The following is a 25304-nucleotide window of genomic DNA, read 5'->3' as shown; positions in this document are numbered from 1 at the left end:
GAGGGGGTTCCAGGCGAAAGACGGGAGTGGCGGCTGCCGGTTAGTAGCGGTCGATCGTGGGAAGCGCGGGCGTGGTCTTGATGACGGTGCCGGCCGTGTCTTCCCAGGCCTTCTTGTAGGACCCGTCCTTGTCGGAGGCCTCCAGTTGGTCATTGACCCACGTGCGGAAGGCGGTGTCGTCCTTCTTCAGGCCGATGCCGTAGGGCTCCTTGGTGAAGGTCTGATCCGATGCCAGCTTGAAGGCGTCCGGTTCCTTGGACACGAAACCGGCCAGGATGACGTTGTCGGTGGTGACGGCTTCAACCTGGTGGTTCCGCAGCGGTTCCAGGCAGGCTGAGTAGGTCGCGGCCGGAACCAGGACGGCTCCGTACTTCTCCACGATCGTCGAGGCTGGCGTGGAGCCGGTCACGGAGCAGACGTTCTTGCCCTTGACGTCTTCGGGCTTGGTGATGGAGTTGTTGTCCTTGTTCACCATGAGCGCCTGTCCGGCCTCGTAGTACGGTCCGGCGAAGTCGACTTCGGCCTTGCGCTTGTCATTGATGGTGTAGGTGGCGACGATCATGTCCACCTTGCCCTGCTTGAGGAACTGCTCGCGGTTGGCGGAGACAGTTTCGACCCACTCGATCTTGTCGGCGGGAATGCCCAGCTTGGCAGCCATCAGCTTGCCGATTTCGACGTCGAAGCCGACGGGCTTGCCGTCGAGGCCCTTCTGGCCGAAGAGCGGCTGGTCGAACTTGGTGCCGATGGTGATCTTGCCCGCGGAGGAAAGCTTGGCCATGGTGGAATCGGCGGGAAAGCTCGGCTTCTCGGCTACGGGCGGGTTGGTGGTCGTGGAGGAGCTGCCGCCACAGGCGCTCAGGCTGAGTGCCAGTGCTGCGGAAGCGGCAACCAGAAGGGATTTCCTTCGGGTCAAAAATGCCATCATGACATTCCTTTCATTGGGCGGCCGCCGTCCGGCAGCCAGGGTGCGAAAACGTAGTCGGTCAGTGTGTCAGCAGCTTGGACAGGAAATCCTTGGCCCGGCTGCTCTTGGGGTTGTTGAAGAATTCCTCGGGGGTCGCGTCCTCAACGATCTGGCCGTCGGCCATGAACACGACGCGGTCGGCCGCCTTGCGGGCGAAGCCCATCTCGTGGGTGACCACGATCATGGTCATGCCTTCTTTGGCGAGCTGGACCATGACGTCCAGGACCTCGTTGATCATTTCCGGGTCGAGGGCAGAGGTGGGCTCATCGAAGAGCATCACCTTGGGCTTCATGGCTAGGGCACGGGCGATGGCAACGCGCTGCTGTTGGCCGCCGGAGAGCTGGGCCGGAAGTTTGGGGGCCTGATGCCCGACGCCGACCCGCTCCAGGAGGGCCATGGCGTCCTTGTCGGCTTCGGACTTGGCAACGCCCTTGACCTTGATGGGGCCGAGGGTGACGTTTTCCAGAATGGTCTTGTGGGCGAACAGATTGAACGACTGGAAGACCATGCCGACGTCGGCGCGCAGCTTGGCCAGTTCCTTGCCCTCCTCGGGCAGTTCCTTGCCATCGATCTTGATGTCGCCGTCGTCGATGGTCTCGAGGCGGTTGATGGCGCGGCAGAGCGTCGACTTGCCGGAACCCGAGGGGCCGATGACAACAACAACTTCACCCTTGCGGACGTTCAGGTTGATGTCCTTCAGGACGTGCAGCTGGCCGTAATGCTTGTTCACGGCCTTCAGGGAGACGAGGGCATCGCCGGGCACTTGAGTAGTCATAGTACGAATCTAGCGAAGATTGACCAGATATGACGGCAATCACTCATTTTGGTGCAGATCGTGATTCAAGAGATACCTGCACGTCAGGCCCCTTGTTGGACTGCGTCGGACATTCGCCGTTGACCTCGGCATACGGCCTCGGCAGGCGGCTGCGGCCGTGCGGCGCCGACGCGCCGACGCGGCGGCGGCCGAGTTCCGCGCTAGCCTATGGGCATGAGTACCGATCCGCAGCACGGCCCCAAGCAGAACGCCGAACAGAACCCGGAACAGAATCCCGGCGGAAAGCCGGCAAGGGAGGCCCGGAGCACACCGGCGCCCAACGGGATCCGCCACAAGGGTCCGCTTGAGCTGCGCCGCAAGGCCGCCAAGGTCACGATGTCCGACCAGACCTTGCTGGACACCAAAGGGCCGGGACAGTTCGTCCACACCGACCCCTGGCGCGTGCTGCGGATCCAGAGCGAGTTCGTGGAAGGATTCGGCGCGCTGGCCGATCTCGGTCCGGCAGTCAGCGTCTTCGGTTCCGCCCGCACCGTGCCGGGGAGCCCGAACTACGAGCTCGGCGTCGAGGTCGGACGCCGGCTGGCCGAGGCCGGCCTGGCCGTGATCACGGGCGGCGGCCCCGGCTCGATGGAGGCCGCCAATATGGGCGCCGTGCAGGGCAACGGCGTCTCCGTGGGGCTCGGAATCGAACTGCCCTTCGAACAGGGTATGAACCAGTGGGTGGACCTGGGCATCAACTTCCGGTACTTCTTCGCCCGCAAGACCATGTTCGTCAAGTACGCCCAGGGCTTCATCGTGCTCCCCGGCGGCCTCGGCACCCTGGATGAGCTCTTCGAAGCCATGGTCCTGGTCCAAACCCGCAAGGTCACTTCCTTCCCGATCGTCCTGGTGGGAACCGCTTTCTGGAGCCCCATGCTCGAGTGGGTCCGGGACACGCTCGTCGCGGAGGGAATGGTCTCGGCCGAGGACCTGGACCTCGTGCAGGTGGTGGACGACCCCGCGCGGGCCGTCGAGCTGGTCGTGGAAGGCGCCGCCCGCCACCGGAACCCGAACGGCGGCTCCACCAACGGGACCGGCACGGCAAACATCAAGGGAACGCGGGGCTGATCCGTCCGCCTGAGCGCTCCGGCGTCCGGCTTCTGGCACGATGGTCTAGTGAGTCTTTTCCTGGTTTTCCTGGCGATTGTGCTGATCGGCGTCGCCGTCCTCCTGGGCACCGGCCTGGCACCGAAAATCTTCCGTCGCCGCCGGGACGGCGGTGCGGGCGGTTCCTTTGACGACGGTTTCGACGAGCCGGTCGCATCCCTGCCGCCGGTCCTGTTGCCCGAGCGCGCGGCCGCGGCGGACATTGACCGTCTGCGCTTCGCCGTCGGACTCCGCGGCTACCGGATGGACCAGGTGGATCAGGTCCTGGATGACCTGCGGGAGCAGATCACCGCCAAGGACCAGGAGATCGAGGCACTCGGGGAGGAACTGGAGCGCCTCCGTCCGCCGACCGAACAGCGTCCGTGAGCCGCGTGGAAGACCCGAAGACCGTCGCGGCGCCTGGGGCCCGGAAGCCCCAGGGGTTGAACGCGGCCCTGTGGAGCCGCATCGCCGCCGCGGGCGCCGGGATGGCGCGGTGGCCTTGGTGGGCGCAGGTAGCCGGACTTTACATCGCCGCCAGGCTGGTCAGCGCCTGCATCTTCATGGCCGCCGCCCTGCACCAGGGCGTGAATCCGTGGTTTCCCGCCAAGCCCGACTATTGGAACTTCATCAATATCTGGGATGCCCGCTGGTACGCCCAAGCGCTGCAGGCGGGGTATCCGGCGCTTCTGCCGACCGACGACGCCGGCACCGTCCAGGAGAACACGTGGGCCTTCTACCCCCTGTTTCCGGTGCTGGGCCGGGTGGTGTCCGGGCTGACAGGCACGGGCCCGGCGTGGTCCCTGACGGCCATCGCCCTGGTCTCCGGTGTGGGTGCAGCCCTCGTGGCGTACAGAATTTTCCGGCACCGGGCCACGCACCGCACGGCGCTCTGGGGGACCGTGTTCCTGGCGGCTTTCCCGGTGGCGCCGGTGCTGCAGGTGCCCTACGCCGAATCCCTCAACCTGCTGCTCCTCGGCGCCGCGCTGCTGCTTGTCATGGAGCGCCGGTACCTGTGGGCCATGCCCGTTGTGGTCCTGATGTGCCTTTCCCGGCCTACCGGGGTTCCGTTTGCCGCGATGATGGGCCTGTTGCTGCTCTACCGTCTCTGGCAGCGCCTCACTGCGCAAACCCGTACTGCGCAAACCCGTACTGCGCAGACCCGCACTGTGCAGCATCCCACGGCACAACACGCCACGGCACAACACCCCGCGAACCAGAGCCCCGCGACACAGGGCGTCACAGTGCAGCGCCGGGACGGCCTCGCCCTCCCCGGCAACGCCGAGCTGTGGTCACTGGGCGGGCTCACCGCCGTCAGCGGCATCGGTGCCCTGCTGTGGCCAGCCATCGCCTGGGCCGCGACCGGCGATCCGGGCGCCTACACCAAGACCGAAACCGCATGGCGCGGCGAAGACCTGGTGCCGTTCAAGCCATGGTTCGACGCCGGCATCATGCTCTTCGGGCCGACTTTCGGCGTGCTGGCTCCCTTCGTGTTCGTTGCCGCGTTCACGCTGCTGATGATGTCCCGGCCGGTCGTCGCCCTGGGCACCGAGCTGAGGCTCTGGTGCTGCTGCTATATGGGCTACCTGCTGGTCTTCCTGCACCCCCAGACCAGCACGTTCAGGATGCTGCTGCCGCTGTTCCCGCTCGCCCTCAGCGCCGCCCTTCTCTCGCGTTCCCGCGCCTACCGCGGCACCGTGGTGGTCATGTTCGTGCTGCTGCAGGTCGTCTGGATTGTGTGGCTGTGGGCGTGGGCGCAACTGCCGGGCGGAGGGGACTACCCGCCGTGACGCACAGCACCATTTGGCGGTGCCGGCCCGGCCTGGCGGGACGCGCTGGAAAGTCCAACGATTAGCTACGGGCGGATTGTTACGCGATAATAGAGGATAAGCAAGGACAAGAAGCACACAGTTTGTAAGCGGTTTATTTGTGAGTTTGCCGGTCACGGCAGCCTCCTGGAGCGCTGCCGGACGGCTTGATTGGCCAAGCGGACGCAGCCCGGCCGGGCTGGTATGTCAGGGACTAATGGAGGGGATATTCCTTATGGCGGCAATGAAACCACGCACCGGCGACGGCCCTATGGAAGTGACGAAAGAGGGACGAAGCCTGATCATGCGTGTTCCGCTCGAAGGCGGGGGGCGGCTTGTAGTCGAACTCAATGCCGCTGAGGCGACGAACCTCAAGGAATGCCTCGTCGGCGTCACCGAATAGCGTCACGCCAAGAGCTTTGCAACAGGGCGGGGTCCCGGCCACCAGGCTGCGGACCCCGCCCTTTGCTGTCAGCGCCCGCCCCTGCACCCGGGCTAGTGAATCCTGGCGGCTACTTCTTCACCGCGATCAGCAGGCCGTCTCCGGTGGGCAGCATGGCGGAAGCGAGACGGTCGTCGTCGCGGATGGACTTGCCGATCTGGCGCAACACCACGGTGGTGGCTTCCCGGGCGGCCGGGTTCGCGACCCGGTCCTTGTCGAGGGCATCGTTGACGATCAGCAGCCCGCCGGATTTGAGCAGCCGCACGGCCTGTTCGACGTAACTGGGGTAGTTCGGTTTGTCCGCGTCAATGAAGACGAGATCATAGGCGCCGTCCGTAAGCCGGGGCAGGACATCCCCGGCCCGGCCCGAAATGGTGCGGGTGCGGTTGGCGGGGCTGCCGGCCTCCTGGAACGCTTCGCGGGCTGCCTTGAGGTGTTCGACGTCGACGTCGATAGTGGTCAGGACAGCCTGCGGACCCAGCCCGCGCAGGATGCACACGCCGGACACGCCTGCGCCGGTGCCGATCTCCACGGCGGTCTGTGCCTTGGACGCCGCCGCCAGCACCGTCAGCACGGCGCCCACGCCGGGGCCGATCGGGGTCACGCCAAGCTCGAAGGACCGTTCGCGCGCGTGCAACAGGACCTCATCCTCGGCAGGCAGATCTTCTGCATAGGACCAGCTCGTGGACTTATCGGCGCTCATGGGATATCGCTTTCTGGGCGGCAGGGGAGTGTTCCCTACAGCGTACTGTGTCCGGCGTGACGGGACGCGGAAGCGGCAGCACCGTGGCCCCGGCCGGAGGGGGTCGTTCTGCCTTCGGCGGAAGACCGCGGTGGATCAGGAAATTCCCAGCTTATTTTGAAATGATGGGTATCCGCTCATCCGCGTGGTGATCGGCGTCGAATGAAGGGTGCAGGAACCTGTGCAAGCAGGCACAATTCAGGCGTAGGTACCATCCACGAGGGGAGTGGACGATGTCGATTCTGGCACCTGTCCCGGCAACAGAGGCAACAGATTCAACCGGCCAGTCCCGGACCGCGGCGGAAGCCGAATGGGTCCGGCCGACCTGGGAGGAAGTGGTGACGAACCACTCCGCCAAGGTCTACCGCCTTGCGTACCGTCTGACCGGAAACAAGTACGACGCCGAGGACCTCACCCAGGAGGTGTTTGTGAGGGTCTTCCGTTCGCTCGAGAACTTCAAGCCCGGCACGCTCGATGGCTGGCTGCACCGGATCACCACCAACCTGTTCCTGGACCAGGCCCGGCGCAAGAGCCGGATCCGCTTTGATGCGTTGGCCGACGACGCCGAGTCGCGGCTGCCGGGCCGGGAGCCCGGGCCGGAGCAAAGCTTCGAATTCAACAACCTCGACGTCGATGTCCAGGCAGCGCTCGAGGAACTTCCGCCCGACTTCCGCGCCGCCGTCGTGCTGTGCGACCTCGAAGGGCTCTCCTACGACGAAGTCGCCGCCGCGTTGGACATCAAACTCGGGACCGTCCGGTCCCGGATTCACCGCGGCCGGACAATGCTCCGTGAAAAGCTCGCGCACCGCGACCCGCGCCCGGCGCAGCCGGCCAAGCAGTCCCTCAAGCCGCGGCTCAAGATGCCGCGCATCGCCGGCCTCCTCTGAACCGGTCAATGGGTCTGCTGAGACGGCTGCTGGGAGCACCAGGCTGCAGGTTCTGGGGCGGGCCCGGGGCTACCCGGAAATGGGCCGCCGGCCGCCACGATCACGTGGAATCGTGTGCCGAATGCCGCGCCCGGCAACAGCGCGAACGCCAGTACCTCGAGAAGCTCCGCGGCGCCGCCGTGCCCGAGGCCAGTGAGGACCTGACTGCACGGCTCCTTGCACGGACCGGTCAGCTGGCCGCGGAACGGGCGGCGGCTGAACGGACAGCCGAAGCGGAGCGGGAACAAACAGCCCCGGAAGCTACGGTGCCTGCAGCTACAGCTACAGCTACAGCTCCGGCACCTACGGCTCCTACACCTTCTGCACCTTCAGCTCCGGAACGGGCCATGGCGGAACGCCCCGACCCGGCGGACACAGCGGACGTATTGGATGCAGCGGAACGGCCGGGCGCGGCGGACGCCGCCGGGGCCGGCCATCGTCCGTGGCCCTCGGACCGGTTCCCGGCAGGACACCCCGTGCCGGGTCGGCCAGGGACGGCGGGACCGGTCGCCGGTCGCGCCGCCGCCGCGGGTCCACACGGCGCCCGTCGCCGCGGCCCGCGCCTGCCGGTGCTTGCTGTCGGCGGAGCCGTCGCCGCTTTGGCCCTCATGACCGGCACCGCGTACGTCATGGGAGGCGACGACGCGGTCCCCGCCGAGGGCGCAGGGACTGCCACCCTCGCCCGCCCGGATGCCCCCGGGCTGCCCGGCAGCGGTGAGCCGCTCGGTGCAACGGAGCTGTTCGACGCCAGCGGATCCGGCGTCCCCGGCGCTGAGGGAACCGGGCCCCGTGTTGCGTTCGGCCTCGGCGGCGAGCCCGACTTCACCCCTGCCGGGACGCTGAACACCGGTGAGCTTGCTGCGTTCCGGTCGCAGGGGTGGACATGTCCGGAGCTGCGCGAACTCGGATTCCACCTCATCTGGGCCCGTGCCGGCGTCATCTCCGGGGACGAGGTCCTGGAACTTCGCCTCACGGATGGCCGGCACTTCGCCACGGTCCTTGAGCAGCACGCTTCGACGCGGGCGCCCGCGGCGCCCCCCGCACCCGCACGGGCCGAAGATTCGCCCATCAACGTGCTGACCGGACACGCCGCCGTGGCTGACGGCTTTATCCCGGCCAGGGCCGGCACGCCGTCGGCCGCCCCCGAACCCGGGTATGGCTTTCTTTGGGTCAACCCCGCCCCGCCCTACCGGGCCATCTACCAGACGTCGGCGGCGACATACACGTACATTTCGGACCTGCCGGCCGAGCAGGCGGACGACGGCGTTGCCGCGCTGACCCGGGTCAGCAGTGGCACTCCCGTGCCGGCCTCGCACAACGGAATTCCGGAACGGATCGAGCGCGGATTGAGCCGAATCCTGGAGCACCTGGCACCGTGAGGCAGGGACGGGCCGGACATGGCCGGCATACGGACTTCGCGGAATCGTCGCCAGCCCGAGCGAGAGGGTAACCTTCCTAAAGTGCTTGGAATCAATGGACCGGAGTTCTTACTTCTGCTGATCATCGGCCTTCTGGTGATTGGTCCCAGCAGGCTGCCCGAATACACCCAAAAACTTGCCAATATTGTCAAGGAAGTGCGCCGGATGGCGTCAGGTGCGCGGGAACAGATCAAGGAAGAAGTCGGCATCGACATCGATGAGGTCGACTGGAAGAAGTACGATCCGCGCCAGTACGATCCCCGCCGGATCATCAAGGAAGTGCTCCTTGACGATGACACCAAGCCGATGAGCGCCGGGGCACCGGCAACGGTCTCCACGGCCGCTGCCGCGACTGCTGTCGCCGCGCACCGCCCCGAGCGGGTGCTCGAGCGGCTGCCCGAGGGCGAACCGGCACCCTTCGACTCAGAGGCGACCTAGGACTTCCCGCGGCGGGCCTGCCGCAGTGCCTGCGCAGGGATGCGGCCGGGCGCTGTCAGCGGGCATCCGTGTCGGCATCCGCCGGCACGGGGCGCTGTCAGCGGGGCTGCAGACCCAGCGGCATGCCCTTGAGGCCGCGGGGAACCGACGCCAGCCTGCCGGCGATCCCCGCCAAGGCCACGGCCGCAGGCGTCTCCGGACGGCCCAGCACCAGCGGCACTCCGGAATCCCCACCCTCACGCAGCAGGACTTCGAGTGGAATCTGGCCCAACAGCGGCACGTCCTCACCCACGGTGGCCGAGAGGCGCCCGGCGAGCACGGCGCCGCCGCCGCTGCCGAACAGTTCCATCCTGCCGCCGTCGGGCATTTCAAGGTAGGACATGTTTTCCACGACGCCGGCCACGGTCTGGCCCGTCTGGGTGGCGATCGCACCCGCCCGCTCGGCAACATCCGCGGCGGCCGCCTGCGGGGTGGTCACGACGAGGATCTGCGCCTTGGGCAGCAGCTGGGCGACGGAGATCGCGATGTCGCCGGTGCCGGGGGGCAGGTCCAGGAAGAGGGCGTCGAGGTCGCCGAAGTAGACGTCGGTGAGGAACTGCTCCAGCGCCCGGTGCAGCATCGGGCCCCGCCACGCCACGGGCTGGTTCCCGGTGACGAACATGCCGATGGAGATGACCTTGACCCCGTAGGCCACGGGCGGCAGGATCATGTCGTCCACCCGCGTGGGGGCCTGTGTGATGCCCATCAGCGCCGGAACGGAGAAACCGTACACATCCGCGTCCACGATCCCTACACGGAGCCCCTGGGCGGCCAGGGCGCACGCCAGGTTGACCGTGACCGAGGACTTGCCCACGCCGCCCTTGCCGCTGGCGACGGCGTACACCTTGGTCAGCGAGCCCGGCGCGTTGAACGGGATGCCGCGCTGGGCGCCGGCGCCCCGCAACTGCTCCTTGAGGGCGTCGCGCTGGACCTGCGTCATGACTTTGAGGTCCACGTCCACGCCGGTGACGCCCGGGACGGCGGACAGAGCAGCCTTGGTGTCCGCCGTGATGGTTCCGCGCAGCGGGCAGCCCGCGATGGTCAGCAGCACCGCGATCCGCACGCGGCCGCCGTCGCCGATCTCAACGGACTCCACCATGCCGAGCTCGGTGATGGGGCGGCGGAGCTCAGGGTCGATCACGGTGGCAAGTGCGCCGTGCACTGCCTGTTCCAGCGGGGTGCTCATGCGGGCGATGCTCAGCTTTCGGGGATGGTGCGGTGTGCGGGCTGGCGGGTGGGATCGGCCGCGGCCCCGGAGTGGTTCGCCGACGGGTTCGGCAGTTTCCCCGAAGGGTTCCCTGTCGGGTCCTGCGAAGAGCCCTGCGAAGAGCCCTGGGCACGGTCCCTCGCCGGGTCATCGCGCTTGCCGCCGGCTTTTACCCGGGGGATTTGCTGGGTCCGGGGGCTGCGCTGCTTGTCGCGTCGCTCCTTCATCTTTTCCTTGACCTTTTCCCGCGGGGTCTCGTGGGCGCCGGCGGAAGGATCGTGGGTGCGCAGTTCCTCCTGGGCCTCCAGCATGTCCTCCAGCAGGCTGCGGAGCTCGGCGCGGACGTAATCGCGGGTGGCGACCTCGCGCAGCGCGATGCGCAGGGACGCAAGTTCCCGGGTCAGGTATTCAGTGTCGGAGAGATTGCGCTCGGCCCGCTGGCGGTCCTGCTGCAGCGAGACCTTGTCGCGGTCGTCCTGGCGGTTCTGGGCCAGCAGCAGCAGGGGCGCGGCGTAGGAGGCCTGCAGGGACAGCATGAGGGTCAGCAGCGTGAAGCCCAGCGCCCGTGAATCGAACTGCCATTCCTCCGGCGCCCACGTGTTCCAGCCCAGCCAGAACAAGCAGAACACCGTCATGTACATCAGGAACGCGGGGGTGCCCATGAAACGGGCGAAGCCTTCCGTGGCATGGCCGAAGGCGTCCGGGTCGGGACGGAAGTTGGGCAGGATACGCTGCCGGCCGCTTAGTGGCGTGTCGAGGCCGCCGGTGGTCCTGCCGCCAGGGCGGACATTGGAGGTCCGTGGTGCTGTGGGATCAGCCAATGCGGCCTCCAAGCTTTCTTATCGGGGCATCGTCCTCGTGGGCGCGCCAGTCGTCCGGCAACAGATGATCAAGCACGTCGTCAACAGTCACCGCCCCCACAAGCCGTCCGTCATCGTTGACAACTGGAAGCGAGTTGAGGTTGTACGTTGCCAGCGCGCGGGCGACCTCGCTGATGTGGGCCTGGTCGGAGACCGGCTCCAGGCTTTTGTCCACCAGATTGCCCAGCGGCTCCGGCGGCGGAAAGCGCAGGAGCTGCTGGATATGGACGACGCCGAGGAATCGTCCCGTCGGCGTCTCCAACGGGGGCCGGGCGACGAAGATCGACGACGCCAGGGCGGGGGAGAGTTCCTCCCGGCGTACGTGCGCGAGGGCCTCGGCGACGGTTGCTTCCGGGGGCAGGATCACCGGCACGGGCGTCATGAGCCCGCCGGCGGTGTCCTCGTCGTATTCGAGCAGGCGGCGGACGTCTTCGGCGCCTTCAGGTTCCATCAACTGCAGGAGTTCTTCAGCCTGGGCGCTGGGGAGTTCGGCGAGGAGGTCGGCGGCGTCGTCCGGATCCATCTCCTCGAGGACGTCGGCGGCACGGTTGACGTCCAGGGCGGAGAGGATCTCCACCTGATCACCTTCGCGCATCTCCTGCAGGACGTCCGCGAGCCGTTGGTCCTGGAGTTCGCTCGCAACCTCGAAGCGGCGCTTGTCGCTCATTTCCTGCAGGGCCTCGGCGAAGTCGGCGGGCTTGAGGTCCTCGTGCGTGGCCACGAACTGGGTGGCGGCCTGGGGCTCGGTCTTGGCGCCTTGCCGGGCATCGGCCCAGTCGATGATGAGGGTTTCATTGCGGCGCAGCCGGCTCAGGGGCGAGAGGGAGTGGCCGCGGCGGACGAAGAGCTTGCTGACGAACCAGTCGCCGGAGCGGTGCCGGTCCATGGCGATGTCCTCGATGGTTGCGTCGCCGCTGCCGTCCGCAAGGGTCACCCGGCGGTCGAACATTTCGGCCACCACGAGGGTTTCCGCGCCGCGCTGTTCGAAACGGCGAAGATTGACCAGCCCGGTGCAGATGACCTGGGTCTGGTCTATGGACGTAATCCGGGTCATCGGCACGAAGACGCGCTTCTTGCCGGGGACCTCGACGACGATGCCCACCACGTGCGGGGCGCCCTTGGTTCCGCGGGAGAGCACCACGACGTCGCGCAGCCGACCCAGACGGTCACCCAATGGGTCGAAGACGTCCAGTCCGAGGAGGCGCGCGACAAACACTCGCGAAAGATTCGTGCTCACCCCTACAGGCTACCGAGTCTGCTCTCTTTTAGCTGAATTTCCAGCCGCACACCAGCCCGATGGGTGAGAATGGGCATATGTCAAACATTTTTGGTGCTCCCAGGGCCGGTGCCCCCAACGGCTCGGACGAGGCACGCACCGTCCCGAGAGGCGACGTTGTCGGTTCCTACAACTCCTACCTGGATGCCCAGAAGGCGGTGGACTACCTGGCTGACCAGCAGTTCCCCGTGCAGATGGTGTCGATCGTGGGCAATGACCTGAAGATGGTCGAGCGGGTGACCGGCCGGCTTACCTACCCCCGCGTCGCCCTCTCCGGCGCCCTCAGCGGCATGTGGTTCGGCCTGTTCGTCGGCGTCATGCTGTCGTTCTTCTCCACAACCCCCGGTTATTTCTCGATTGTGACGTCAGTGCTGATGGGTGCAGCGTTCTTCATGCTGTTTGGCATCGTCACGTACGCCATGCAGCGCGGCAAGCGTGACTTCACCTCAACCAGCCAGGTGGTGGCGACCAATTACGACGTCGTGGTCTCCTTCGAGGCCGCCGGCGAAGCGCGGCGCCTGCTCCACCAGCTGCCCATGACGGCGCATGACGCGTCCGGTGCCGCAGCCGGCGGTTTCGCGCAGCAGGACTACCGCCATCAGGCACCGCAGCAGCCGGGCCCGCAGCAGCCGGGACAGCAGAGCCATGCGCCGCAGCGCCCCGCGGGCTGGAACGACCCGTACGGCCAGAGAACGCCGGAGACCGGCGCAGACCCCGCCGGACAGTACCAGGGCGGTGCACCCCAGCAGGAGGGCCCCGCAGGCCCCGCTCCGACGGCACCGGCCGCGGCTGAGGAGGCGGCGGCCCGCCCGGCCGGCCGCGTTTCCGGGGTGAGCTATCCGGATCTCCCCGACGGCCGCCCGCAGTACGGGGTCAGGGTCACGGACAGCGAGAAGCCCGCGGCAGGCCAGGACGGCCAGCAGCACTGATTCAGGCAGGAAACAGCAGCAAGTAGCAGCAAATAGCAGCAAGAAGGGAGCGCCCCGGTGCGGGGACGCTCCCTTTCTTGCTGCTATATACTGCCTGGCTGACCTACGGCGTCTGGCCGTCCACTTCCAGGTAGATGCCCGCCATCCAGGACTCGACGTCGTCGGCCTTGCGCGGCAGTGCGGCGCTGAGGTTGACCGGCCCGTCGGCCGTCATGAGAATGTCGTCCTCGATCCGGACGCCGATGCCGCGGTATTCCTCGGGGATGCCGATGTCCTCGTTCTTGAAGTACAGGCCGGGTTCGATCGTGAACACCATGCCGGGCGTGAGCACGCCGTCGAGGTAGAGTTCCCGCTTCGCCTGGGCGCAGTCGTGGACGTCGAGGCCGAGGTGGTGGCTGGTGCCGTGCGGCATCCACCGGCGGTGCTGCTGGCCCTCGGTGCTCACGGCTTCCTCGACGGAGACGGGCAGGAGGCCCCATTCGGCGAGCCGCTCGGCCAGCACCGTGGTGGCTGCGGTGTGGATGTCCCGGAACTTCGTGCCCGGCTGGGCAGCGGCAAAGCCGGCGTCGGCGGCGTCGAGCACTGCCTCGTAGACCTTGCGCTGGACCTCGGAGAACTTGCCGTTGGCCGGCAGGGTGCGGGTGATGTCCGCGGTGTAGAGGGAGTCGGCCTCGACTCCGGCGTCCAGGAGCAGCAGTTCGCCGGCGTTGATCTTGCCGGTGTTCCGGGTCCAGTGCAGCACGGTGGCGTTGTTGCCGGAGGCGGCGATGGTGTCGTAGCCGAGCTCGTTGCCTTCTTCGCGGGCCCGGGCGAAGAACGCCCCTTCCACGACGCGCTCGCCGCGGTGGTGGGTCAGCGCCCGCGGGATCGCCTTGACCACCTCCGTGAAGCCGGCCACGGTGGCGGCGACGGCGATCTTCATCTGTTCGATTTCCCACTCGTCCTTGAGCAGGCGCAGTTCCGAGAGGGCCTCTGTGAGTTTCTCGTCCAGGGCGTCGAGCACACTCAGGTCGAGGTTGTCGGGGTCCTTGGCCGTGTTGTAGCGGGCAGTGTCGACGAGGGCATCAATGTTCTCGTCAACCTTGCGGACCAGCCTGATGGAGATTCCGCCGATCTCCGGCGCACCGACATTCTTGGTGATGGCCAGTTCGAGTTCGGCGATGTCGGCCGTGTCCAGTCCCAGCTTGGCCTTGAACTCGGCCAGGGTCGGGCGTGCGCCGATCCAGAACTCCCCGGAGCGGGAATCGGCGTAGAACTGCTCGGTGTCGCGGCCGGCCAACGGGCGGAAGTACAGCGTGGCGTGGTGGTTTCCGCCGTCGTCGCCGGTGCCCTCCGCTACCGGTTCCAGGATCAGGACCGCATCAGGTTCGTGGTCCAGGCCGAGGCCGGTGAGGTGCGCGAAGGCGGAGTGCGGCCGGAAGCGGTAGTCGCAGTCGTTCGAGCGGACCTTCAGCGGGCCGGCGGGGATGACCAGGCGTTCACCTTTGAACTGGCCTGAGATGGAGCGGCGCCGGCCTGCGGCGTGGCCCGCGACGGCATCCCGCTCGGGGAGCTGTTGCGAGGCCGGCGCCCAGTTGCTGGCCATGAAGGCCTTGAAGGCGTCGGAGCTGGGCCGCTGCGAGCGGTTGTTGACGCGCTCTTCGAGGGGCTGGGAAGCGGAGACTAGGGTGTTATCTGCATCGTTCACCGTCCCATAGTCTCACCAGCGCCGCGGCTTAGGCCAACGGCGCGCTCGCGGTGCAGGGCCGCTGCAGGGCCCCGGCACGAAGGGGCCGAGGCTTTGGATCCTGCCATCTACTAGGCTGGTGAGGTGAGGATCGACCTGCATGCGCACTCCAACGTTTCCGACGGCACTCAGGCGCCGGCCGGCGTCATGGAGTCCGCCGCCGCCGCGGGCCTCGACGTCGTCGCCCTGACCGATCACGATTCCACTGCCGGGTGGGCGGAGGCCGCCGTCGCAGCCCGGAAAGCCGGGGTCGCGCTGGTCCCGGGGATGGAGATCTCCTGCCGCACCGCGGAAGGCATCAGCGTTCACCTGCTCAGCTACCTCCACGACCCCGCGCATCCCGGGCTGCTTGAGGAAATCACCAAGTCCAAGGACGCCCGGCACACGAGGGCGCAGAAGATGGTCACCCTTTTGTCGGAGGACTACCCGCTGACATGGGACGACGTGATTCATCACGTCGCGCCGGGTGCCACCCTGGGCCGCCCCCACATCGCCGACGCGCTCGTCGCGGCCGGTGTGGTGGAAGACCGGGCCGAGGCTTTTGGTTCCATCCTCACAGCACGCTCGCGCTACTGGGTCCAGCACTATGCGCCGGAGCCGGCGCTCGCCGTCGAACTGGTCCGTGCAGCCGGGGGCGTCCCGGTGTTCGCCCACCCAGTGGCATCCGCCCGCGGCCGGATCGTGGGGGAGGGGACCTACCGGGAGATGATCGATGCCGGCCTGGCCGGCCTGGAAATCTACCACCGGGACAACCCCGAGGAGGGCCGGACGTTCCTGCGCCGCATCGCCGAACGCTATGGCCTGCTGATCACAGGGTCCTCCGATTACCACGGCGCGGGAAAGCCGAACCTGCTGGGCGAGAATCTGACCTCCGCAGAAGTCTTTGCCCGGATCGAGGAACTGGGCACGGGCTCGTCCGTGGTGCGCTGAGACCCAGTCCGCTGAGACCCTGGACCCGTGTTGAGCTATCACTTAGCGTCCCTATGAGGCCCCCCAGGACCCGAATAGCCGCCACAAGTGTTAGCGCAACGGGCGGGAACGGCGGGGCGTGGTGAGGGCGGCGGGTCAGAGGGTCGGGAAAGACGTGAACTGCGCCTGCGCGGCCAGGCGTTTGGCCATCACGTCGATGGCCGGCTGGTTCTGGTCCACGCACACGAACCTGCGGTCGAGTTTCGCGGCCACGGACCCGAGCGTGCCGGAACCTGCGAAGAAGTCCAGGCACCAGTCGCCCGGCCGGCTCGAGGCCGCAACCACGCGGCGGATCAGCCCCTCCGGCTTCTGCGTCGGGTAGCCGGTTTTCTCCTTGCCGGTCGGCGAAACGATCGTGTGCCACCACACGTCCGTGGGCAGCTTGCCGAGCTCGCGCTTGGCGGGGGTCACCAGTCCGGGCGCCATGTAGGGCTCACGGTCCACCTCGGCGCTGTCGAAGTGGTACTTCGCCGGGTTCTTGACGTAGACGAGGATGTTGTCGTGCTTGGTGGGCCAGCGGTACTTGGCCCGTGCACCGTAGTCGTACGCCCAGATGATCTCGTTCAGGAAGCATTCGCGGCCGAAGATCGCGTCCAGCATGACCTTTGCGTAGTGCACCTCGCGGTAGTCCAGGTGCAGGTACAGGGTGCCGTCGTCGGCCAGGAGCCGCCAGGCCTCCACGAGCCGGGGCTCGAGGAAGGACCAGTAGTCGCTGAACGCGTCGTCGTACTTGTGCAGGGCGCCCTTGATGGTGTCGTAGGACCGGCCCTTGAACCCGACGCGGTCACCCTCGCCGCCGGCGTTGAGCACCATCCTGGTTTCCTGGCGCCGCTGGACCCGGCCGGTGTTGAAGGGCGGGTCCACGTAAATCAGTGTGAAGGCGCCGTCCGGCAGCGTGGGGAGGTATTCCGCGTTGTCCGCGTGAACCACCAGGTTGCTGCCGTCCGGCGCCCAGACGGTGTCAGTCATGGAGGGGATTAGGCCTCGGCGCCGCTCGGCTGTGCGTCGCCGCCGGCCACTACCTCGCCGTTGCGGCGGCGGGTGCGGGTCCGGCGCCGGGCACGGGTCGCCCGGTCCACCTCGGTGGGGGCCTTCGCCGGCGCGGCGGCAGCAGCTTCCGGTCCCTGTCCGTTCGCAGTGGACGCCGTGGCGGCATCGGCCTCGGCGGGACGGCGACGGCGGTCCCCGGAGCGTCCGCCGGCTTCGGTGCCGCTGCGGCGCGAGTCACGTCCGCCGGTCCGGCTGCCCTCGCGGGCACCGTCACGGCTGCTCGTGCGGCTGCCTTCGCGGGCGCCGTCACGGCTGCTCGTGCGGCTGCCGTCCTTTGCGCCGTCCCTTCCGCCGTCCTTTGCGCTGGTGCGCGAGTTCTTCTTGCCGGTCTCGCCAAGGTCTTCGAGGACCTCCGCGTCGACCCCGGCCAGCACACGCTTGTCGCGCGGCAGCCGGCCCTTGGTGCCTGCGGGGATGTCGAGTTCCTCGAACAGGTGGGGCGAGGATGAGTAGGTTTCCACGGGCTCGGGGTAGCTCAGGCCGAGGGCCTTGTTGATGAGCCCCCAGCGCGGCATGTCGTCCCAGTCGACAAAGGTCACGGCGGTGCCCTTGTTGCCGGCACGGCCGGTGCGGCCCACGCGGTGCAGGTAGATCTTCTCGTCTTCGACGCACTGGTAGTTGATCACGTGGGTGACGTCGTCGACGTCGATGCCGCGGGCGGCGACGTCGGTGGCAACGAGGACGTCCACCTTGTTGTTGCGGAAGGCGCGCAGCGCCTGTTCGCGGGCGCCCTGGCCGAGGTCACCGTGGATGGCGGCCGCAGCAAAACCGCGGTCCACCAGTTCCTCGGCCACCTTCGCGGCCGTGCGCTTGGTCTTGGTGAAGATGATGGTCCGGCCGCGTCCGCGGGCCTGCAGGATGCGGGCCACCACTTCCACCTTGTCCATGCTGTGGGCACGGTAGATCAGCTGGCGGATGTCGCGCTTGGTCAGGCCCTCGTCGTCCGGGTCCGCGGCGCGGATGTGGGTCGGCTGGGTCATGTAGCGGCGGGCCATGGCGATGACCGGGCCGGGCATGGTGGCGGAGAACAGGAGCGTCTGGCGGACCGCGGGCGTGCCGGCGATCAGGGTCTCGACGTCCGGCAGGAACCCGAGGTCCAGCATCTCGTCGGCTTCGTCGAGGATGACGATCTTGACGTTCTTCAGGCTCAGGTGCTTCTGCTTGAAGAGGTCGATCAGGCGGCCGGGGGTGCCGACGACAACCTCGACGCCGTTCTGCAGCGCCTCGACCTGCGGCTCGTAAGCGCGGCCACCGTAGATGGTGGCGATGCGGGCGTTGCGCTTCTTGGCGGCGTTTTCGAGGTCCTTGGCTACCTGGACGGCGAGCTCGCGGGTGGGCACGATCACCAGGGCCTGCGGGGCGCCGGGAACGGCCAGTTTGTCGAAGCCGGCGTCGTCCCGGCCCACGACGCGCTGCAGCGCCGGGATGCCGAAGCCGAGGGTCTTGCCAGTACCGGTCTTGGCCTGGCCGATGATGTCATGCCCTGCCAGTGCGACCGGCAGGGTCATGGCCTGGATCGGGAAGGGGTGGGTGATGCCGGCGTCGGCCAGTGACTCCACGATGTCCGCGCGGACATTGAAGTCGGCAAAGGTCTTCTCGGCAATCTCGTGCGGCTTTTCGTCCGAGATGATGGTCTCTTCGGGCTCGATGGTCTCCGTGCCGGACTCATCGGTCAGAAGCTGGTGCGTGTGCAATTCACTCACAGGGGAGTTTCCTTATTCATTTTGGGCTGCGCTGCTTGCTCAACGGGGCCGACCGTGGTGGCCGTTCCGGAGCACGCTCAGGCGCGCAAGCAATTCCAGTGGAAGCCGATCGCGGGCTATCTAAATGCTGGCACTGGGGACCAGCGGGTGTATCTCAAGATCGCGTAGGGGCGGGCTTGTTGAATTCGAAAATCATGGAAATCAACGACCGGGCATCCATTTCTACCTCTTCAGTCTAGCTGTACAAGGCGTGGATCCTCGACTGGGCGGGTGATTGCGCCTTGGGAAGTGACCGGGAGGGCGGCCGGGAGCGCTGGCTGGGGACGGCCTGCGGACCGCCAGCGGGCCGTCAACGGACCGATAGGGGGCCGTCAGCCCACGAGCTCCAACTGGATTTCCCGTGTGGCGATGTCCGAGGACACCACCCGGACCCGGACTTTGGTGCCCGGTTCCAGCTCGCCGGGGCATCGTGCGGTCACGGCGGGCTCGGCGATCTGGACGATCCCGGACGGGCCGTTTCCGTTGCCGTTGGTCTTCCCGCCGTTGCCGTTGCTGGCGCCGTTGGTGCCCTTGGCCGGCTTGGGACCGGAGATGACGACAGCGTCGAATTCCTGGCCGACGTGGTTGACGAGCAGCGCCGCCTCAACGGTGTCCAGCGACAGCCGCTCCAGTTTCGCGGCCAGCTGGTCCGAGGTGCCCATGATGGCAGGGAGGGACGGCAGCGCCTCCCGGGCCCAGGCAGGAACTTCGGTGCCGTTGCTCAGGGCCTCGCAGATTACCAGCACGAAGCGGTCGACCAGCCGCCGCAACGGTGCCGTGGAATGGGCGTAGGCGGCGCCGATGGCGGACTGGACGGCGGCGTTGGGCACTGTGCCGTCGAAGGGTGTGTATCCGGCGCCGCGGAAGAGCATCCCGGCCGAATGCACAATGGCCAGCTGCCGGGGGTCCGTCGGGTCAAGGGTCCGCAGGTACTCGCCGTAGCGCATTTCCCCGTCCCAGGGCTTGCCGAGGGCGTGGGTCTGCCGGTGGAAGTGGCGCAGTGATGCCTCGTCCGGGGCGGGCATGGTGCGCAGGATGCCGACTTTGCCCTGGAGCATGAGCGCCGCGGCGGCCATCCCGGTCATGAGTGAAATCTGGGCGTTCCAGTCCTCCACCGGCAGCGGCGGGGCCGCTACGATCCGGTAGCCGCCGTCGGGCAGTTGCTGGATCTCCTGTTCCGGCATGTTCAGGCTCGCACCGCCGCGCAGTCGTTCCAGTTCCACCCGTTTGAGGCCTACTTCTTTCAGCAGCTGCAGCACGGGCGCCGCGGTGCCGGCGTCGAGCTCGGCCTGGACGCCTTTGTAGTTGAGCTTCGCGCGGCTGCGGACCTGTGCCCGGCGCACGAGGACCGAGGCGACCTCTGCCGCGGCGTCGAGTTCGAACTCCCAGACGAACGCCGCGCACAGCTGCCCGGCGAGCAGGCTGCCGGCGGCCTCGCTGATGATCTCCGGATGCAGCGGAATCCGGCCGTCCGGGGTGTAGAAGGTCTGGCCGCGGCGCCGGGTCTCGGCGTCCAGCGCCCCGCCCGGGGCGACAAAGGAGGGGACGTCGGCGATGGCGTAGAAGACCTTGTAGCCGCCGTTGCTCCGTTCGATAAACAGGGCCTGGTCCAGGTCGGTGGACGATGCCGGATCGATGGTCACGAACTCGACGTGCGTGAGGTCAAGGTCCGGGAGCTTGTGCTCGGCCACCGCCGCCTCCGCGTCGCGCAGCACATCCTCGGGGAACGGGCCGGGCAGTTCCAGCGTGGTGCGCAACGCCTTGAGTGCCCCGGCAAGCTGGTTCTGCTGCTCGTGGACACTGGGGGTCAGGCGATGATGGGACACGAAAATCAGGGTAGCCCGATTTCCGCTATTAGTCTTGGATGATGAGCGCAACTGCGGACGATCCTGCCCTCTACAACAGCTTCATTGCCGACCTGCTGGGAGTCTTGGCGTACGGCGAGCTTTCCGCCTTCGAGCGGCTGTCCTCGAGTGCCCGGTATTCGCCCACGCTGCATGACCGTGCGTTGCTGGGCAGGATGGCGGTGGTCGAGTTCCAGCATTACGAACTCGTCCGAATCCGGCTCGAACACATGGGCCTGGATACGGAGGCCGCCATGCTGCCGTTCCAGCCCGCGGTGGACCACTTCCACGAACGCACGCGCCCGTCGGACTGGTACGAGGCCCTCATGAAGGCCTACGTGATCGACACGGTCGCCGCGGACTTTTACAGCGTCGTGGGCCGGTACGTCGACGCCGCGACCCGTGAGTTGATCGGGCAGGTTCGCTCCACCGGTGAGTCCACGGCCGTGCTGCAGGCGCGCATCAAGGCGGCCCTGGCCGATGACCCCCGGCTGGCGTCGCGCCTGGCGTTGTGGGCCAGGCGTCTGCTGGGGGAAGTACTGAACCACGCCCAGCGTGTCAGCGCTGAGCACGCGTTCCTCGGCGGACTGTCGGGGCTCGACGACGCCGGCGCCCGGGCGCTGGTCAATGGCCTGGCGGCCGAACTTGCAGCGAACCACGCGCGCCGGATGACGGAGCTGGGTCTCGCCGGATAGTTTCAGTGCCGGCCGGCATTACGGTCTGGGGACCTGCTTAGGATGCGGCGGCGTCCAGCGCCGCCAGCAAGGCTCCGGCGGCGTGGGCCGGATCAGTGGCGTCGGTGATCGCCCGGACCACGACGATCCGCCGGGCACCGGCATCGACTACCTGCTCCACGTTACTGAGGTCGATCCCGCCGATCGCGAACCACGGCAGCACGCTTTCGTCGACCTTGCCGGTTCCCTCCGCGTCCGCCCCGCCGATCGCCTGGGCGGCGTAGCGCACCAGATCGAGGCCGACGGCGGCGCGTCCGGGCTTGGTGGGCGTCGCCCACACGGGGCCCACACAGAAATAATCGAGCCCTTTGCGGCCTGGCGCGGCAGCGATGGCGGCGTCCACCTGCTTCGGGCTGTGGGTGGACAGGCCGATCACGGCATCCTTGCCGAGAAAGCCGCGGGCGGCGTCGAGCGAAATGTCCTTCTGGCCGACATGGAACACCGGAGCCCCGGACAGGGAGGCGATGTCCGCCCGGTCATTGACGGCCCACAGCCGCCCGTGGCGCTGCGCCGCGGTGTGCAGGACCTCCAGCAGTTCCAGCTCCTCGGAGGCCTCGAGCGACTTGTCGCGCAACTGGATGATGTCCACGCCGCCGGCGAAGGCGGCGTCCACGAAGTCCTCGAAGTCGCCGCGGTCCCTGCGGGCGTCGGTGCAGAGATAGAGGCGGGCGGTGGTGTGGAGAGGGTCCTGGCTCATGGGACCAGCCTAGTTCCTCTAAACTGGGCGCATACCGCGGGAGCCCGCAGCAGCCATGTCGCCGCTGCCCGGCTGAGAGGGCGTCAGAGCCGACCGCTTGACCTGATCCGGCTAGTACCGGCGTAGGGAAGGAATTCTTCATGGGCACACGAGCAGGCCGTGCAGCCGGAGCCGCAAATGACGCCGCCGCCCAGGTTTGTGACACAGGGACCGGTACCGCAGAGGGAATCATCGCGGGGGACACGACTGCCGACGTGGCCGTGATCGGCGGCGGGGTGATCGGCCATGGCATCGCGTTCGAGGCCATCCGCTCGGGCCGATCCGTGGTCCTGATCGATGATGCTCCCGGCAGCGGAGCCAGCTGGGCCGCGGCCGGCATGCTGGCCCCCGTGAGTGAACTGCACTACCAGGAGGAACAGCTCCTGGAACTGATGCTTGAAGCCTCCCGGTTGTGGCCAGGATTCGCTGCGGCTCTAGACGCCGGTGCCGCTGGCGCGGATTCGCCGGCAGGTACCGGCTACTTAACGACGCCGACCCTGGCGGTGGGGGCCGACGCGGCGGACCGGCGCGCGCTCGCGGACTTGAGGGAAGTCCAGCAGGCATGCGGCCTGGCCGTGGAGCCGCTGACAGTGCGCGAGGCGCGCACCCGGGAGCCCCTGCTGAGTCCCGGCATCTCGTGTGCCTTCGACATCCCGGCCGACCACCAGGTGGACCCCCGCCTGCTGATCACCCGGCTCGCGGGCGTGCTCGGTGCGGAAGGCGGCAGCTTCGTCCGGCGGCGCGCGGCAGGCCTGCTGTGGCAGGACGGACAGGTGGCGGGTGTGCGGTTGGCCGGCGGCGGTACCGTGCGGGCTGCCGAGACCGTGGTCGCCAACGGGCTCGGCGCCGCCGCGCTCGAGGAGCTGCCGGCCGGGCTGGCGCTGCCGCTGCGGCCCGTCTACGGCGACATCCTCCGGCTCCGCGTGCCTCCGCATCTGCAGCCGCTGCTCACGGCCACCGTGCGGGGCATGGTGCGCGGCATCCCGGTGTACATCGTCCCCCGCCAGGACGGCACCGTGGTGATCGGGGCCACCCAGCGGGAGGATGGACCGTCGGATCCGCACGCAGTTTCCGCCGGCGGCATTTACCAGCTGCTGCGGGATGCCCAGCAGCTGGTGCCTGCGGTCGCCGAGCTGGAGCTTTTGGAAGCCACGGCGCGGGCGCGGCCAGGAACCCCGGACAATGCCCCGCTGCTGGGGCGGGTCGCACAAGCGGACGGCGGCGACGTCCCGGGACTCATCATCGCCACAGGATTCTTCCGGCACGGCGTCCTGCTGACCCCCGCCGCTGCCGCCGTGTGCCGGCAACTCATGGACTTCACGCCGGACCCGCGCTGGGCCGGGTTCCGCCCCGACCGTTTTTCCCGCCTCCCGGTTACGTCCGGGGACAGCCCCAAGAAGGAAGCAGCATGAACATCCGACTTAACGGAACGGATCAGAGCGTCGCCGACGGCGCCTCCGTCTCCACACTCGTCAGCCAGCTCACTGGCCGGAGCATCGGCCCCGACGGCCGCGCCGCCGACGGGCGGAAGCTCGGTGTCGCCGTCGCCCGCAACGCCGAAGTGGTGCCGCGCAGCCAGTGGCACGCCACGGCGCTCGCCGACGGCGACGACGTCGAACTTGTCACGGCAGTCCAGGGAGGATGACCAGCATGAACGAGACGACGTTCGCAGGAACACAGGCCGTCCCCATGACCGGTGCGGTGGCCGATCCGTTCGTGGTCGACGGCGTAAGGCTCGGCTCCCGCCTCATCATGGGAACCGGCGGTGCGCCGAGCCTGGACGGGCTCGGGGCGGCGCTGGTGGCGTCCGGGACGGAGCTGACCACGGTGGCGATGCGCCGCTATTCGCCGGCGGAGACGGGCTCGCTGTTCCAGCTGCTCGAGGACCATCAGATCCGGGTACTGCCCAACACGGCAGGCTGCTTCACCGCCAAGGACGCCGTCCTCACCGCCGAGCTGGCGCGGGAGGCCCTGGAAACGGACTGGGTCAAGCTCGAAGTCATTGCCGACGAGCACACATTGCTGCCGGACGCCGTCGAACTCGTGGACGCAACCGAACAGCTCGTGGCCCGAGGCTTCAAGGTCTTCGCCTACACGAACGACGACCCCGTGCTTGCCCTCCGGCTCGAAAACCTCGGCGCGACGGCCGTGATGCCGTTGGGCGCCCCGATCGGCACCGGACTGGGCATCCTGAACCCGCACAACATCGAGCTGATCGTCTCGCGCGCGTCCGTGCCCGTGGTGCTGGATGCCGGGATCGGCACGGCCTCGGACGCTGCCCTAGCGATGGAACTCGGCTGCGACGCCGTGCTGTTGGCTACGGCGGTGACCCGTGCGCAGAATCCGGTGCTCATGGGCGAGGCCTTCAAACATGCCGTCATCGCCGGCAGGCTGGCGAAAGCGGCCGGCAGGATCCCGCGGCGGGAACACGCATTGGCGTCCTCGGCAATGGAAGGCCGGGCCGAGTTCCTCTAACGCCCGCTCGGCCGGCGGGGCTGATCTGGTTGCGCCGGCCGGACCTCCTTATCACCCTTGCTCTTGATGACGCGCCGGCGCGATCATCGGTAGGCCCGGCCCGGCCCGGCCCGGTCCGGCCCGGCCGGGTCGACGTGCGGCGGGGACGAACCGGGTATGCCGTCGGTCCGCATCCGGATGGTCCACAGTCCTCGTGGATCACGTGGTTGTGCGAGTACGCAGGGTCCCATTAGCGCGCTGGTGAAACTTTCACGAAGAATGGCGTTGCCACTTCTTTGCCTTTCCAGCTGCCCTTTTCGAGGTCAGGTGCCATCCCTTGCAGCCTCCGCATGGGTATACGCTCGCGGGCAACTTGCCCCCAGATGACGAGCCCTGCCGGATGATTTCCTTGAGCGCGCGGTTCGCGTGCCAGGGGGTGGAGTAGGTGATCTTGGTGCAGCTTGCCATCGAGCGAAACCCTTCTTGAAAGAGTACGCGCGTGGCTCATATCCACACTTGAGCGCCACCTAACAGTGGCGTCCCAGGTTCCACATGATTGTGTCGTTCAAGGCACAAACTATCGCAGCCCTAACTGCGTTGCAATCGTGAGTCTTCGGCGCAAGATTCTCTGAGGAATAACCACCGCTCCCAGAGCTCTTATTATCGACCTGTCCCGTTGTCCAGCCCAGTGGTTCCGGCGCGGAACTACTACGTGATTGGGTGGGCTTCGCCCCCGGACGCGGAGAGATTCGGCCGGTGTCCAGGACCTGGCCCTCGCCGCCGAGGACGACGGGGATCATGTCGAAGTCGCAGCCGATATTGCGCGCGGTGGAGGCGGTGACGTGTCGGCGGGACTAGCCGTAGGCGCCGCGGGGCGCTACTGGTGGGGGCGGAAGTATCTGTTCCACCCGGCCGTCCGGGCCGCTGCCGTTCGACCCCCACGGTGACCCGGCCGTCAGGGCGTCTGTCACGCGGCGGCCACGGGGTCACTCCAGGCGGAAGTAGGTGTTCCGGCGGGGTGTCTGGGCTGGGTCGAGGTGGGGTGGCGGGATGAACCAGGGTATGCCGGTGCGCATCTGGATGCTCCAGTGTTCCTTGTG

At 67.7% G+C, this 25304-nt stretch carries 24 protein-coding genes and 1 riboswitch; of the genes, 13 read left to right on the top strand and 11 right to left on the bottom strand.

Going from position 1 to position 25304, the window contains the following annotated elements; genetic code table 11:
* Window positions 1–40 precede the first annotated feature (40 nt).
* Window positions 41–925, bottom strand: a complete 885-nt coding sequence (locus tag AC1DBX_RS03080; protein ID WP_243180934.1) for a glutamate ABC transporter substrate-binding protein — start codon at window positions 923–925, stop codon at window positions 41–43.
* A 58-nt stretch (window positions 926–983) separates the two neighbouring features.
* Window positions 984–1739 (bottom strand): amino acid ABC transporter ATP-binding protein, encoded by a 756-nt coding sequence (locus AC1DBX_RS03075; RefSeq protein ID WP_028275678.1) that lies wholly within the window; start codon window positions 1737–1739, stop codon window positions 984–986.
* Between the two features lie 213 nt (window positions 1740–1952).
* On the opposite strand from AC1DBX_RS03075, the gene AC1DBX_RS03070 reads away from it, so the two are divergent.
* The 4 genes from AC1DBX_RS03070 (at window position 1953) to AC1DBX_RS03055 (ending at window position 5075) form a co-directional block, all read left to right on the top strand.
* Entirely contained in the window at window positions 1953–2846 is an 894-nt protein-coding gene (locus tag AC1DBX_RS03070; protein ID WP_476850350.1) for an LOG family protein, read from the top strand.
* A gap of 48 nt (window positions 2847–2894) precedes the next feature.
* A complete protein-coding gene (locus tag AC1DBX_RS03065) occupies window positions 2895–3251 on the top strand; it encodes a DivIVA domain-containing protein (RefSeq protein ID WP_476855767.1) in 357 nt (118 codons plus the stop codon).
* Window positions 3252–3352: 101 nt separating this feature from the next.
* Window positions 3353–4654: a hypothetical protein gene (locus AC1DBX_RS03060; protein WP_476931163.1), complete on the top strand. Its 1302-nt coding sequence runs from the start codon at window positions 3353–3355 to the stop codon at window positions 4652–4654.
* A 253-nt stretch (window positions 4655–4907) separates the two neighbouring features.
* Complete coding sequence (locus AC1DBX_RS03055) at window positions 4908–5075, top strand: DUF3117 domain-containing protein (protein ID WP_079550332.1); 168 nt, start codon at window positions 4908–4910, stop codon at window positions 5073–5075.
* A gap of 109 nt (window positions 5076–5184) precedes the next feature.
* On the opposite strand, the gene AC1DBX_RS03050 is transcribed toward AC1DBX_RS03055, so the two are convergent.
* The gene (locus AC1DBX_RS03050; RefSeq protein WP_018773821.1) at window positions 5185–5817 is read right to left on the bottom strand and encodes an O-methyltransferase; all 633 of its coding nucleotides are present in this window, start codon (window positions 5815–5817) and stop codon (window positions 5185–5187) included.
* A 272-nt stretch (window positions 5818–6089) separates the two neighbouring features.
* Between AC1DBX_RS03050 and sigE the strand changes: the two genes are divergently transcribed.
* The 3 genes from sigE to AC1DBX_RS03035 all read left to right on the top strand — a co-directional run bounded on the left by sigE (window position 6090) and on the right by AC1DBX_RS03035 (window position 8638).
* Window positions 6090–6743: an RNA polymerase sigma factor SigE gene (gene sigE, locus AC1DBX_RS03045; protein WP_079550334.1), complete on the top strand. Its 654-nt coding sequence runs from the start codon at window positions 6090–6092 to the stop codon at window positions 6741–6743.
* A gap of 647 nt (window positions 6744–7390) precedes the next feature.
* The gene (locus AC1DBX_RS03040) at window positions 7391–8161 is read left to right on the top strand and encodes a hypothetical protein (protein WP_476931055.1); all 771 of its coding nucleotides are present in this window, start codon (window positions 7391–7393) and stop codon (window positions 8159–8161) included.
* An 81-nt stretch (window positions 8162–8242) separates the two neighbouring features.
* On the top strand, window positions 8243–8638 hold the full coding sequence (locus tag AC1DBX_RS03035) for a twin-arginine translocase TatA/TatE family subunit (protein ID WP_476931054.1): 396 nt from the start codon (window positions 8243–8245) through the stop codon (window positions 8636–8638).
* Between the two features lie 97 nt (window positions 8639–8735).
* Here AC1DBX_RS03035 and AC1DBX_RS03030 read toward each other — a convergent pair whose 3' ends face one another.
* From AC1DBX_RS03030 to AC1DBX_RS03020, 3 genes are read right to left on the bottom strand one after another with little or no spacing between them, the layout of a single operon-like run.
* The gene (locus AC1DBX_RS03030; protein ID WP_476931053.1) at window positions 8736–9863 is read right to left on the bottom strand and encodes an Mrp/NBP35 family ATP-binding protein; all 1128 of its coding nucleotides are present in this window, start codon (window positions 9861–9863) and stop codon (window positions 8736–8738) included.
* Window positions 9864–9874: 11 nt separating this feature from the next.
* Complete coding sequence (locus AC1DBX_RS03025) at window positions 9875–10717, bottom strand: DUF1003 domain-containing protein (protein WP_476855771.1); 843 nt, start codon at window positions 10715–10717, stop codon at window positions 9875–9877.
* Window positions 10698–11981 (bottom strand): magnesium transporter MgtE N-terminal domain-containing protein, encoded by a 1284-nt coding sequence (locus AC1DBX_RS03020; RefSeq protein ID WP_476931052.1) that lies wholly within the window; start codon window positions 11979–11981, stop codon window positions 10698–10700. Before AC1DBX_RS03020 ends, AC1DBX_RS03025 begins: the two co-directional genes overlap by 20 nt.
* Window positions 11982–12058: 77 nt before the next feature.
* Between AC1DBX_RS03020 and AC1DBX_RS03015 the strand changes: the two genes are divergently transcribed.
* Complete coding sequence (locus AC1DBX_RS03015; protein ID WP_476931051.1) at window positions 12059–12949, top strand: YflT domain-containing protein; 891 nt, start codon at window positions 12059–12061, stop codon at window positions 12947–12949.
* Between the two features lie 103 nt (window positions 12950–13052).
* On the opposite strand, the gene AC1DBX_RS03010 is transcribed toward AC1DBX_RS03015, so the two are convergent.
* Window positions 13053–14636, bottom strand: a complete 1584-nt coding sequence (locus AC1DBX_RS03010; protein WP_476873794.1) for an aminopeptidase P family protein — start codon at window positions 14634–14636, stop codon at window positions 13053–13055.
* A 123-nt stretch (window positions 14637–14759) separates the two neighbouring features.
* Here AC1DBX_RS03010 and AC1DBX_RS03005 point away from each other — a divergent pair, with 123 nt between their 5' ends.
* On the top strand, window positions 14760–15605 hold the full coding sequence (locus tag AC1DBX_RS03005; RefSeq protein ID WP_230008367.1) for a PHP domain-containing protein: 846 nt from the start codon (window positions 14760–14762) through the stop codon (window positions 15603–15605).
* A 135-nt stretch (window positions 15606–15740) separates the two neighbouring features.
* Here AC1DBX_RS03005 and AC1DBX_RS03000 read toward each other — a convergent pair whose 3' ends face one another.
* The 3 genes from AC1DBX_RS03000 to AC1DBX_RS02990 form a co-directional block, all read right to left on the bottom strand.
* Window positions 15741–16613, bottom strand: coding sequence for a DNA-methyltransferase (locus AC1DBX_RS03000; protein ID WP_223913905.1), 873 nt, complete (start codon window positions 16611–16613; stop codon window positions 15741–15743).
* Between the two features lie 8 nt (window positions 16614–16621).
* A complete protein-coding gene (locus tag AC1DBX_RS02995; RefSeq protein WP_476931050.1) occupies window positions 16622–18397 on the bottom strand; it encodes a DEAD/DEAH box helicase in 1776 nt (591 codons plus the stop codon).
* 371 nt (window positions 18398–18768) lie between these two features.
* On the bottom strand, window positions 18769–20262 hold the full coding sequence (locus tag AC1DBX_RS02990) for an RNB domain-containing ribonuclease (RefSeq protein ID WP_476931049.1): 1494 nt from the start codon (window positions 20260–20262) through the stop codon (window positions 18769–18771).
* A gap of 38 nt (window positions 20263–20300) precedes the next feature.
* On the opposite strand from AC1DBX_RS02990, the gene AC1DBX_RS02985 reads away from it, so the two are divergent.
* Window positions 20301–20975, top strand: coding sequence for a ferritin-like fold-containing protein (locus AC1DBX_RS02985; RefSeq protein ID WP_476931048.1), 675 nt, complete (start codon window positions 20301–20303; stop codon window positions 20973–20975).
* Between the two features lie 37 nt (window positions 20976–21012).
* Here the strand turns inward: AC1DBX_RS02985 and thiE are convergent, their stop codons facing one another.
* A complete protein-coding gene (thiE, locus tag AC1DBX_RS02980) occupies window positions 21013–21711 on the bottom strand; it encodes a thiamine phosphate synthase (protein ID WP_476850362.1) in 699 nt (232 codons plus the stop codon).
* A 26-nt stretch (window positions 21712–21737) separates the two neighbouring features.
* Window positions 21738–21858, top strand: a riboswitch (TPP riboswitch).
* On the opposite strand from thiE, the gene thiO reads away from it, so the two are divergent.
* From thiO to AC1DBX_RS02965, 3 genes are all read left to right on the top strand, one after another.
* Window positions 21852–23162 carry a glycine oxidase ThiO gene (gene thiO / locus AC1DBX_RS02975; protein WP_476931047.1) on the top strand — a complete coding sequence of 437 codons (1311 nt, stop codon included), beginning with the start codon at window positions 21852–21854 and terminating at the stop codon, window positions 23160–23162. Its footprint overlaps the riboswitch before it by 7 nt.
* A complete protein-coding gene (gene thiS / locus AC1DBX_RS02970) occupies window positions 23159–23395 on the top strand; it encodes a sulfur carrier protein ThiS (protein ID WP_230009020.1) in 237 nt (78 codons plus the stop codon). The genes thiO and thiS overlap by 4 nt, the downstream gene beginning before the upstream one ends.
* A gap of 5 nt (window positions 23396–23400) precedes the next feature.
* On the top strand, window positions 23401–24225 hold the full coding sequence (locus AC1DBX_RS02965; protein ID WP_079550362.1) for a thiazole synthase: 825 nt from the start codon (window positions 23401–23403) through the stop codon (window positions 24223–24225).
* Window positions 24226–25304 lie beyond the last annotated feature (1079 nt).

This window comes from Arthrobacter sp. 10N44_2, assembly GCF_056394385.1.
Note: the sequence above shows the minus strand (reverse complement) of the source record. Positions and strands in the feature narration are given on the sequence as shown.